Origin of the sequence: Aristaeella hokkaidonensis (assembly GCF_018128945.1) — a bacterium.
GTDB lineage: Bacteria > Bacillota > Clostridia > Christensenellales > Aristaeellaceae > Aristaeella > Aristaeella hokkaidonensis.
The window spans coordinates 1,265,192-1,277,851 of the sequence record NZ_CP068393.1; the positions used below are offsets into that span (position 1 = coordinate 1,265,192).

The 12,660-nt window shown below is 31.2% G+C and carries 11 protein-coding genes; all 11 read right to left on the minus strand.

From position 1 onward, the window contains the following. Positions 1-324 precede the first annotated feature (324 nt). Positions 325-1,767: a lipopolysaccharide biosynthesis protein gene (locus JYE49_RS05830; RefSeq protein ID WP_093958450.1), complete on the minus strand. Its 1,443-nt coding sequence runs from the start codon at positions 1,765-1,767 to the stop codon at positions 325-327. A 179-nt stretch (positions 1,768-1,946) separates the two neighbouring features. Further along, complete coding sequence (locus JYE49_RS05835) at positions 1,947-3,101, minus strand: hypothetical protein (RefSeq protein ID WP_093958449.1); 1,155 nt, start codon at positions 3,099-3,101, stop codon at positions 1,947-1,949. Continuing rightward, positions 3,079-3,900 carry a LicD family protein gene (locus JYE49_RS05840; protein WP_093958448.1) on the minus strand — a complete coding sequence of 274 codons (822 nt, stop codon included), beginning with the start codon at positions 3,898-3,900 and terminating at the stop codon, positions 3,079-3,081. The genes JYE49_RS05835 and JYE49_RS05840 overlap by 23 nt, the downstream gene beginning before the upstream one ends. A 265-nt stretch (positions 3,901-4,165) precedes the next feature. Then, a complete protein-coding gene (locus tag JYE49_RS05845; protein ID WP_093958447.1) occupies positions 4,166-5,491 on the minus strand; it encodes a hypothetical protein in 1,326 nt (441 codons plus the stop codon). Then, complete coding sequence (locus tag JYE49_RS05850; protein WP_093958446.1) at positions 5,488-6,660, minus strand: glycosyltransferase; 1,173 nt, start codon at positions 6,658-6,660, stop codon at positions 5,488-5,490. Before JYE49_RS05850 ends, JYE49_RS05845 begins: the two co-directional genes overlap by 4 nt. A gap of 12 nt (positions 6,661-6,672) precedes the next feature. Next, positions 6,673-7,806 (minus strand): glycosyltransferase family protein, encoded by a 1,134-nt coding sequence (locus JYE49_RS05855; RefSeq protein WP_143754552.1) that lies wholly within the window; start codon positions 7,804-7,806, stop codon positions 6,673-6,675. Between the two features lie 13 nt (positions 7,807-7,819). Beyond that, complete coding sequence (locus JYE49_RS05860; RefSeq protein WP_093958444.1) at positions 7,820-8,530, minus strand: DUF2334 domain-containing protein; 711 nt, start codon at positions 8,528-8,530, stop codon at positions 7,820-7,822. Positions 8,531-8,629: 99 nt separating this feature from the next. Continuing rightward, on the minus strand, positions 8,630-9,052 hold the full coding sequence (locus JYE49_RS05865; protein WP_093958443.1) for an FAD synthase family protein: 423 nt from the start codon (positions 9,050-9,052) through the stop codon (positions 8,630-8,632). 401 nt (positions 9,053-9,453) lie between these two features. Further along, on the minus strand, positions 9,454-10,569 hold the full coding sequence (locus tag JYE49_RS05870) for a glycosyltransferase (RefSeq protein WP_179217445.1): 1,116 nt from the start codon (positions 10,567-10,569) through the stop codon (positions 9,454-9,456). A gap of 158 nt (positions 10,570-10,727) precedes the next feature. Further along, a complete protein-coding gene (locus tag JYE49_RS05875; protein ID WP_093958441.1) occupies positions 10,728-11,849 on the minus strand; it encodes a glycosyltransferase family protein in 1,122 nt (373 codons plus the stop codon). Between the two features lie 2 nt (positions 11,850-11,851). Further along, positions 11,852-12,355 carry an LbetaH domain-containing protein gene (locus JYE49_RS05880; protein WP_283399475.1) on the minus strand — a complete coding sequence of 168 codons (504 nt, stop codon included), beginning with the start codon at positions 12,353-12,355 and terminating at the stop codon, positions 11,852-11,854. Positions 12,356-12,660 lie beyond the last annotated feature (305 nt).

Here is a 12,660-nt window from a genome sequence, read left to right on the forward strand (position 1 = left end):
TATACACACTTCAATATAGCACTAAATGCGCAGATTTCTCTTCTTCTACCATTCCACAACCATTTTTACCGCGTGAAAGAAAAATGCCGAAAATCAGATACCCAACTACTTTTAATCAACTATAACATTTCTATTCCTATTCCTGTTGAGATTTTGTGCTATAACCATCTTTGCCAAGTCATTCAGCAAAGCGACGCTTACCCTCTCATCTTATCCGGATTATCTCTTAGCCATTACTGCTCTCAACTTTTTTTGCTCCGCAATCTAGCTGTTTTACTCTTCAAAACCGGCGATTAGCTAACACTTATTCTACTAATTAAGTAATTATTTGAAAATAATACCTTGGATTTTATGAATTAGATATGGCAGCTGCTCAAACTTACAAACAATTGCTAAAACACAATACACAGTCATTCCAATCACAATGTCCATAATCAGTGTAACAACCGGATGAAACAATAAATAATTATCAAATATCATAACAATAATTGACATTATACAACTAGTTATCACATATGGTAAAACGTCTTTCAATTGACTCCAAATAGAATATGAGAATAACCTTTTGCTATAAAACCCATTGATAAAAGTTGAAATAATACTTACAAAAGCACATCCTATTGCGATTCCAACTACACCATAATACATTGAAAAACACAACACTAAAATATGCATACTTTTTTTTATCACATCTAGAACTAATACCTTTTTACTTTCTCCTACCGCTATTAATGCTTGGATATTGATTGTATGCATTGGGTAAAACAAGCACATTATACAAGTAATTATAATATATGGAATACTACCATTCCATTTTGAAGTTAGTATAACATCAACAAAACGATTAGAAATAGTAGCAAACCCAAACAACAATGGAGTAAGAGCAAATGAACTAAATGTTATTGCGCGTTTCATAAGCGTTCTCATTTCATCTTTATTACTTTGACATCTTGAAAGAGCAGGAAAGATAACACTTCCTATGGATGAATTGATATTTGTTACTATTAAATTTGGATACTTCGTTCCATGATCATAGATTGCCAAATCTGTGGCACTATATCTTATTGATATTACAGTGCTTCGTATTTCATTAAACAATGCATCTAAAACAGAAATGGACATAATACGAAATGCAAACTTATATAGATTCTTTAATCTTATAATTGAAAACTGCAATTTGGGCTTCCATTCACTAACTATATATAAAACAATTGTGTCAATAATGACATTAGTTAAATACTGGGCTACCAAAGCCCATGGTCCTGCTCCTCTCAATGCCAAAGTGATTCCTACAATAGCAGATATGACTGTTCCAATAATGGTCGCAAAAAAGAATTTTCTGAATTGCATGTTTTTAGCAATATAGGATTGTTGAATTGAATTTATAGCAGCAATGGGTATTCTTAGCGCCATTACCCTAAGAACCCAGACCAGATCTTGATTTTTATAAAACGATGCAAAAGGGCGTGCTAAACAAAATACAACACTGTATAATACTAATGAAAATACTATGCTAAAATAATACATAGTATTAAAATCTAATTCGTCCGCATCTTTCTTTTGAATCAATGCATTGCCAAATCCGCCTGTAACAAAAGAATTAAAAATTGTAATTAATATTGTAACCACTGAAACCACACCATAATCGGCAGGAAGCAAAATTCGTGCAAGAATAATAGATACTATCGTACTAACTAGTTGTGCAGAAATTCTTTCAGCAAACTTCCATATTATTCCTGAAAATGTCCCATTTCTTTTATCTACCATAATCGTTACAACTTCCCACTTTGATGATTTTCTAGAAAAACAACTTACTACAATTGTATTAATCTATTATTATCTTGATCAACCACTAAATAGGGCTATGTTGTTATTGAATTGAATAATCCTATAATACATTTCAAAGTTCTATTATCATTATCTGACACATTATCATAGTTACTAGATCATATATTATCATAATTAAGGTATTCACCCAATTCATCAGACGTCATAAAAACTATATCAGGATACTTTTTTATTATATATTCCATAATTTTCTCTAATGCTTTTAGACTTCTTGTTCTATTGCCAGGATTGATTCGATCTATATAATTACATCTATGAGAACTAATAATAGCAGGATAGTTATGTGAAAAAGCATACTCAATCTGAGAAATACATTTTTCACAGATATTATCTATATTACCCCCAAAGCATGGTTCAAATTCACAATTCCGAACAGTGTATATTTGACCAAATTCGTTTTTTTCACCCGTATAGTGTCGTATTTTTGTATATTTTCCCCCATCATAAATATATGGTTTGAACTGAAACAAACCGGTTTGTATTTGTGTTACCCCGTTTTCATATAAAGCTTTCTCTATATTATTATCCCAAACATAACAACTAGCTACAAAAGATTTACTTCTAAAACCAAATATTTTTTCAAATAGCTTAGTTGCTTCCTGTATTGAGTTTTTTAGATACAACAATTCTTCATATGAACAATAATTGAATGTATCCATATAACCATATTTATTATGTTCATTATGTGAAGCTCCTATTCCGTACATTCTATGCTCAAATGCAATTCGAGTATCTTTATCATGATTATTTAACGCTTTCATCCATCTTTGTACAGAAAGATGCTCCAAGCAATGTAGTTGAGGCCAAATAAATCCCCTATTTATTTTTTCCTTTAATGTATTATATGTATTATCTCCTTTAAAAGATGTTTTGTATGTCTCTATGAAAGTTTCTCTAGCGTACTTTTTGGTCTCGGTGATTTTAGAAAAATCTGCATTGCACAGAGAATAATTTGCTGTGAATACTAATGGACGTTTATTTTTATCAACAAATTTTGAAAGGGTATTACATAGTTCAATTATATCTTGTTCACTCTCTATTGCATCGTTTGCTATAAATGGTTCTTTGTATGGATTATCACCTATCGCAAAAAGTTCTTTTAAAGTACTTTGGCTTGGTGTCCTTATCGAACCCCAGTCATCAGATTCAATGACAAGAATTCGTTTATTTATATGAGCTGATTTTCTGTTGTTTTCATATAGTTTATACCATAATTTAAACTTATGTAATTCATTGGCTATTTCTTTTTTCATACATTCTATATCCTTTTCTTCGTTTTTCTTCTGGTGGAATATCCAAATAATCTGAACCAAATAATTGTGTAAGGTATTCATCTGCTTTTGATGGCCCCATCAATTGATGGTTTTCGAATCTGTATGATACAGGTCTACCATAGATGGTCACATCCATGTACTGTTTTTTATATTTGTATTGGCTTGCCATTGAGCATAAATGCTTCGTCTTTGAATAACGTTTCATTTCATTGTCTAATGATCTAAGTACAAGGTTTCTAAAAGGTTTCAATACAGCATGCAACAAACAACGTCCAAGTTTCTTAATTGAATCGATTTTAAACGTATATCCACATGTCCAAAATAAGAGTCTCTTTCTCTTGTTTATCCTTTTTTCTTGCTTTTTGCATTCTACAATATCATCCGGTGCATAATCCAGAGGAAACACATCAAAATATAATCGTTTGTCGTACTTTGTCTTATAATATAATGGATTATCAATATAAGTATTATTATCATATATTCGAATAATAACATAATCACAATATTTATTATATCGATAGTTCTTTATCTCGTAGCCACTATAATCATGAAATTTAGATGCCAACAATAATAATTTTTCATAATCAGCTCTAATCATTCCAACATCTATGTCGTCATCCCAAGGAATATAACCATTATGCCTTACAGCTCCGAGCAATGTACCTCCAATAATATAATAATCCAAGCCTTCACTTTTGCAAAAATTATCAAACTTGATCATAATACCTAATAGTCTTCTTTGAACTTCTTCTAATTCTATCGTTGTATTATTATCCATTTTTCTCTTTGTATGATAATTACGAGAACGAATTCCATACTTTCCTTTCCTCTATGATTTTTTAACGATTAAAACAATGCAACCCCTTCTCAACGAAGTCCAAACCAGTTCTCCAACATGAAACACATTCTCCACCCGTCTTACTCTTATTTACATTGATATCGAGCACAGGTTTGTTCGGAATAGTCCACAGTCTAATATTATTACAGTAAAGCCAAGGCCAATAAAGCCGCTCACTCGCGAATCGTTATCGTTGATACCAAGCCTATAGATTATATCTTGTTCTATTATGTATTGAGTAATAGGCTGCATTTTTTTCTTTTGATAATAAATCTTCCAAAATAATATAACCAAATAGACTTATAGCAACCGGTGTCATATATGTTATGGATGTGGCAAGTGGAACAGTACAACTCATCAAAAGTGTAAAAGAAAACGGCAATAAATCAATATAATCAAAATGTTTTCTTCTGTTATAAGTTATATTATACGCATACAGAAGAAAAAACACTGTATATATAACACCTCCACCGAACAAATATTGTAATGGCATACAATGCACTTCACAACTAAATAAACCAATTCCAAACATTATACTAATAATTGAATTCGACCAGATTGCAAAATTGGCCTTGTTTATATCAATTCTTCCATTTCCTCCGATTGTATTTGAGTCTCTAAATCGAATAAATAATGAATCAAGAACATTAGATAAGTATTTATTTAGAACATAATAACCAATTCCGAATGCCAACAATAATATGAGTAGGTACTTTGCCTTTTTTTGTATAAAAAATATAACTAATATCATTAAACAATATGTAATTGCATACGCTCTGGAAAGGCCTATTAATGCAATAATTGAACAAATGGCAACCGATACCGTCAAGAGAATTTTTATATATGATTTTTTTATTTTTTCTTTCCTCATAAGAACAAAATATAATGAGCACGCTGTTATTGCAAATAGTCCAAGATAATTAGGATCCATACTAATACTCATAGTCCCCATTTTATTGTATTTTACAGTTTCATCACCGAGTCTTTTCCCAATAGTAAGAATGTCATTAAGTGAATACACGCGTAATGTGGCTAATATAAAAATAATGCTCATTACAGATGTTCCAACTATATAGTAATATAAATTATCAATATCACTCGATTTATCCAACAATAGAACCGCAAAGAAAACTAATCCAATACATGAGAATAAAACATCCGAATATCTGTAACTATATATAAACATTTGATATACGGATAGAATAGACATTATTAGTATACAAAACAATACTTGAATATTTACATAAAAATCTCCTTTTTCCGCTATAATTCTAAAAAGATAAACCATAATTAGATAGTTTCCTGGCAAACCATTTAATATTGGCAGAATGAAAAATAAAACTCGGTCGAGTTGTTTTTTTTTCATAAATAATGCATCATATGCAAAAATCACAACAAATAACAATTTGTTTATTCCAATTGAAAAAACATCACGTAAAACTAATAATAGCACAATTAAAGCAATGGAAAAAAGCACACCAATATTACTATCAGAACACGTTTGCTTTATATATGATTTTTTTTCTATCATAATTCACCAACCACCTTATTGATTGCCTCAATAAAGGACTGCTCATCTCGATACATTTTTACATTGTTGCATGTGGCAAATTCAATTTTCGATGAAAATGCATCTATTAGCATCTCTAAAATAGCTTCATCAGTATTATCACAAACCAACCCATAATTATGTTTTTTTATCATCTCTTCAGCTGATAAAGTATTGGTTGTTAATACAGGTATGCCAAGAATTATAGCTTCATCAAAAACTAAAGGGGCGGCCTCATGAAAAGATGGCACAAAAACATATGAGGCATTTTTCATAAATCTGTATGGATTACTCTGTCTGTCTTCAAGCACAACCACTCTATTTAAATGATAGAATTCGATTGCTTTTTCTAATGCTGTATATAAGCTCCCACCACCTACAATATGCCATTCGAATTCAAATCCTTTATCTACTAAATGTTTAATAATTGGCATACACCGTAGCAAGCCTTTTTCTTCGCTAAGACGGCAAACACTAACTAATGTCGGTCTATTATATATGATAGCGTCTTCATTGGCTTGTAAAACAATTGAGTCAGCATCACAGCAATTATATACAATACTTGTCTTGTTTCTTGCTTCAGGAATACAATCTATAAATTGTTTTTTTACACTGGAAGATACTGCGCATATAAAATCCATTTTTTCATATATTTTTCTATTACGTATTGTATTACCACCATATAATTTGAAATCACAATGGACAAACGAACCCTTTTTTTTTGCTTTACAACAATTAATTACAATTTCATTGGTTAAACAGAAAAAATCCCTATCGTCCGTTGGCTGTGAGTATGATATGGCAATATCATATGTATCTTTAGTTTTTCCCAAGACAGCAGTATATAGTTTTGATGCTATATTCTTAAACCCCATCTTTGTGATTAAACTAGTAAACAACCTAAAGAAAAAATGTATTTTCCCTTTTTCTTTACAATGCTTCAAATCCATTTCTGAGATCATTTGGTACTTCGATAATTCTATCAATTTAATGCTTTTAGGAATATGAGAATAATACTCTCCCATTCTATTTAAACATAATAATGAAATATCAAATCTATTATAAATAGTGATTTTTTTTATCAACTCTAGCAACGAGTGTTGTATTCCTCCTTGCTCCATATTGTTGATAACAAATAGAATTTTGATCATATTCTCACCTGTTCAGATGTTTAAATTGCTTATCTGTCCATTAAAAACAATTTCATTATCAAGTACTTCATCTACAACTTTATAATATTGTAGAATATCTTTTTTCCTTTGTTCTACTAATTCTTTCACTTCCATATTCGGAGAAAAACTTGTATCCAGATGAAGAACATTATATTGATTTAGTATTCTATTAGGTTCTGCAAGAGCATCGTTTATACCAACAATCAACCCCGCAGCCAGATAATCAGAAAACTTGTTAGGAAATGCCACTTTATTAGTCATGTTTTTCTCTCTATATAGAAATCCAACATCACATGCGGAAAGATATCCGAAATAATCCTCATGATTTAAAAATGCACAATAATAGTTTCTTTTAGGAAATGACTCTTTCAAAAGATTCTCAAAATTAGTATCGATATTGCAGAAAAAGCAGAAATAACAATTATCAATTGTTCTATCATAATTCTGGAATTGCTGTATAATTACATCAATCATTTGCCACGCTGAACGAAAGCCACTATAAACAAACACTATTGTATTATTATCTACACCCAGGGTTGTGCGATATTTTTCCCTGTCTTGTAGTAATTGTTTAGGTTGTTTATAACTGTTAATACCACATCGGACTTTATAAAATTTTACAGTTTTGTTTTTCTTTATATATTTCTGGCAATAATCCTTTAATTCTTCAGATACAACAAAACATGAATCTACATTATTTATAATATATCTAAATATTTCTTTTTGCATTAAGTATTTTGCATATTGTTTTATGTTATTGCAATTGTATTCTATTTTTTCTTCGTTGCATGCTTGCATATCATATGAGATTTCCGATTTGAGTGCATTTTTATGTAGTGCTTTTTTAACTTTGTAGTGAATTCTCAATATTTTGAAGCCGTAATACAAAATAATATCCGGATTGTTCTCAGAAATAATCTGATCTATGTCTTCGATTTTCATCTTTGAAAAAGATATACCTTCATATCGTAAAGTATCAATTGAGTATTTTGTTTTGCCGAGAATATAACACTTCGTATAAATGTCTTTTTCTTGATACATCGCTTCTGCCCTTCTAACAATCAGCGATGTATTGCCTTCTTTTAATGTTAAATCTGAATTTGTAAACAACACTAAAATACGCATCTTATCACTCTCTTTATCTATGTTTTCTGAGGTACATATAATTTAGAATTTTATCTAGTTTGGTCTTTTTTCTATCTGAAAAGAGTAATGATTGAAAATCTACAAATTTATTAGATTGTTTTATAATAAAGGCCTCCAGCTTGTTAAAACTCTGTTCATTCATCATGTTTGGATGATAACAGAAAGTTACAATCTTGAAAGGAAGTTTCCTAACACTTCCGCTCTGTTGTGGAATGAACCAAAATCCATCATCTTTATATATATCCAATGCAATAGTATCAGAAATAATCCGTATAGGTGTTTCTATTTTAATTGCTTTTAATGTATTCTCATCAAACGTATGTGATGGTGCAAAAAATATATCAGGCGTTATACCATGTTTTAATAGGATTTCATACCCCTTCCTAATCTTTTCAGCTTGCTTCTCAAATGTAAGCCCTGCAAATTCAGATCTTTTATGTATAGGATTAATCCCGCCATCCTTTGTTATATATCGATGTTCATAACCATGCATAGCGGGAGTCCATCCTTCAGCCACCCAATCATGAATCATATCCCAAAAGGTTGCATTATATTTATATTTTGAAATTAAACAATCATCTCTATTGTTTGGTATTATTCCAACAATTGGTTTAATATCATATTTAGCCAGCAGATTATAGATTCGTACCCATTTCTCCAAATCCATGTATTCAGAAGCATCATCAAGTCGTATTAAATACATTATATTCACTTTCTCCTGTCCATCGATGAAGTAAGCTTTTCAATTATATCTGATCTTATCTAAAAGATAGTCAAACAATCCTCAAGTCGTTTCATCCATTTACTGCCCTCTTATTTTATCCCTCAATATGGTGGAAGAAACAGAATGTGTGTATGGTAAATATACAAGATCAACTCCAATGTCTTTTAATTGTTCTTCTATTCGTGCCCATTTCTCGCTTCCTTTCCAATCATCCCCAACAAACATAACATCAATTCCATACTTTTTTGCTGCAGTTATTTTATCGTTGTAATCAGTTTGAGGAACAACTTCATCTACATATCGAATCGCTTCAACTATTCGTATTCTATCCTCATATTTAATAATCGGAGCCTTATGCTTATTTGCCCGGACAACTTCATCTGTTGATACTGCAACAATAAGATGTTCACAGTATTGTTTAGCGTTCATTAATACGTTAAGATGTCCAATATGAAACATATCATAGACACCTGCTGTATAACCAATTTTATACTTTTTCATCGTTTTTCTTTCTCCCATATTCTTATAAGATCGTTTTATTATCTTTTGCTTTTGGCTTAACCAACAAATATTGCACCCAGCTGCTTTTCATTTCTCTTACGATCTTCCATATATATATATTAATATTTTACAAATACACATATATCAAGATGGCCAATGCCGAATCTGATTTATATGTTCTCAAGGAGCATGATATTTTGCTTTATGGCGTATAAAACACATTATACTTTCCTGATATTTCGCAAACCCAAAATAGCCTTTATTTGGTATAAAACCAAAGTGATCTAAATGTATTACATATCCGTGATAGCATCAATCTGAATTCAATTATTCATATCCATATATACAGAAGCGTTGTAAAGCTGAAGAATACATGTCTTCATATTTCAACAATCCATACATTAAAGTGATTCATATAAATTAGTAATCCATGTAGCTGTATCAATTATATCAAAACCTGCTTTCCTTATTTCTTCTCTCACATCTTTTCGTTTCATATCTGTATTTCTAATACAATTAATCCATGTGTCTGTACCTCGATCGATTGGCACCTTTTGAGCTAAAGAAGAGATAAAAACACTATCCGTCACATTTGCAGAAACAATACAAGGTAAGCCTGCTGCTTGTGCTTCTATAACTGCTACTGGCAACCCCTCCCATATGGATGGAAACAGAAAACAATCGGATGCATTTAAAAGATCAGGAACATCATCTCGTAAACCGAGAAAAAATACTTTATCAGCAATTGATAGTTCGCTTGCTCTTCTAATCATTTCTTCTTTTAATCCACCTTCACCAACTAAAAGAAGGACTGCGTTTTGATCATTCCGAACTATTTTACTAAATGTTTCTAATAAAAACGGATGATTTTTTGATGGATGAAATCTACCTATATGAATATATACAATTTCACTACCTATTCCTAATTTTCTTCTTGTAATAATCCGTCTTTCTTCGTTAAAAACGTATTGACTTAAGTCAATTGCATTCTGTAAAACATGATAGTTACTTTTATTCGTAATTCTTTTACCAAACAGCCATTCACCAGATTTTTTTGAACAACTTAAAAAATAATCCGCCTGATATCTCAAAGGGTATTGTAACAATTGTTTTGCAATTGAAGATATTCCTTTTCCATTTGATGTACTGTGACTATGTATTATAGTATATACTTTATGCTTTTTTGCCATTAGAAAAATCAAAGCTGCATAGCTCCTATTATGTGAATGTAATATCCTGTATTCTGGATGTTCATAAAAGAATCGATCCCAAGCCAACAATACTTCTCGAAAATTATAACCATTAAACTTAGGCATGGTGAAAATCCTTGATCCCATGCTTTCCACTAAAGATGCTTGTTCTCTATGAGTAGGTTCATCTAAAACAAAATCAAACTGTATTCTGTTTCTATCTATTGCTTTATATAGATTTAGAATCACCATCTGAGAGCCACCAAAGCCAAGACTTCCTATCATATGAAGAACTCTTATTGGCCTATTATGTGCAGTAGCATTCATATTCATTCTTCCTCTAGTCGTTTCATAACAACATTAATACATCAGCTAATCTGTTACTGATATTCTCATAGCAAACACAGAGCCATTGTATTATCAGCACAATCTATTAGCATATATACATAGATACTTACACATTCATGAATAGTTATCATACTTTTCTAGAAGGATAATGCTTTCTTCATAATACTATCCCAAGACAACGTTTCCTTTGCTATATTGCGCATCTCTTCAGACATTTTAGAATTGTCCCGTATCTTTTTATAAAATTCCCAAATTGAAGCAAAGTCAATAATACTCTCATCCGCTGGGATTCTATACACATAGGGAAATTCATTAGGAAGATCCTCTTCAACTCCAGAATAAATGTACGGTATTCCTATACCAAGATATTCTTTAGTTTTTAGCCCAGTATCTTTCTTTCCCCCAATTCTATGCTGAGCTAAAGGTCCAACACCCAAATTACACTTATTATATATTGTTTTTAATTCTTCCCCATATAATTTCCCATATAGTATCACTTTATCAGATAGATCAGGTGTGATCATGGCTTTGGTTCTTTTGCTTACTTCTCCAACGATATGTATTGTAATTTTAACTTTCTCATTATGTTTCAGGTATTCTTTATAGCTAAAAATTAATCGATCATACCCATGATACTCTCGTTCATTCCCAACAGATATAAGGTTTAACTCATCTTTATTTCCTATATAATGATGTACAGGAAGAGTGTCAACATTAACTCCTATCCGTCCTTTTTCAGATGGAATACCGTAAAAGTCTTTGATTTCTCCTTCGGTAATAACCTTATCGATAACGCTTTGTAATTGTCCTATGTTTCGCTTTACAAAAAACCATAAATACTTACTCTTTATTGTCTTCGGTTTTATACCTGGAAAATAAGACAACATTTCTACAATTACTTTGGCTCCTTGATTATGCATTGTTCGTAAGATTGAAACATATCTGTTTGTAGCTGCCGATATTCTTGCATAGCAATAATTATATCTAATATTTGAAGTTGTAATATATTGATACGCCAAATGAAGCAGCAAATTATATCTTAGTAAACGGTTTATCTTTCCATTTTTTGTTTTAAACTTTTCTGTAGCGACAATACTATCATTATTATTACATATCGCAACGCCTTCGTTTTTATAGCAAGTGTAATATACATTATACCCAAGCTTTCGCAATGCGCTGATCTGTCCAGATATCTTCTTTGTTATTCCTATCGATTGATCATCTGGTGTATAATTCACCAAAAAAAATACCGTCTTCATTGTTATGCCTTCTCTCTTGTTTTTTCACGAATAATTACTCTAGGTTTGTTCATTACAACTGTTGCATTATCCGGAATATTCTCAACAACAATCGCTCCAGCTCCTATTCGAACATTGTCCCCAATATTACATGGTCCTATTATCTTAGCACCTGCTCCAATATAACAGTTTTTCCCTATCGTTGGAGCAATCGCTGATCCTTTTTTTTCATCTTGCAACAATTCATTTTGTCCAATTGTTACATGTTGGAAGATAGTGCATCCACTTTCAACTTTGGCATACTTCGAAATAAAAATGCCATGAAAAGCATGTGGCGTTCTAAAAGGCATAATTGTTTTCAATGTTGGAATTCCCGCACCGTACCTTCTTCTAATGATCGAACACATAGAATTATATATATGAGTTCTTATATCTTTTTTTTCAAGCTTTATCACTTTTTCTCTAATTATCCAAAAAGTCTCTACATTTTTGTACCCAAATAACACTTTTATCAATAATATTATCATTAAACTATCCCACCCATCTCAGAGATATATGCACTTACTACAAGTTATCAACTAAATATATTCTACTTAATCTATTTATCCCGTTCTTCTCTTCTCATTCACATCCATAACAATTTCTATACTATCCACTAATACATCTTCATCCCTAATAGGTCTCAACTACCCAGCCCTATCATTTTCGATCGTTTCTCTGTATCCAACACGATCTATATATAGCTATTATTGAATGATCATAAGCAGTTGCTTCATGCAACACAATACTCAGATCTTTAAAGATAATAGCTCTGACGAATTTTACGATGGAC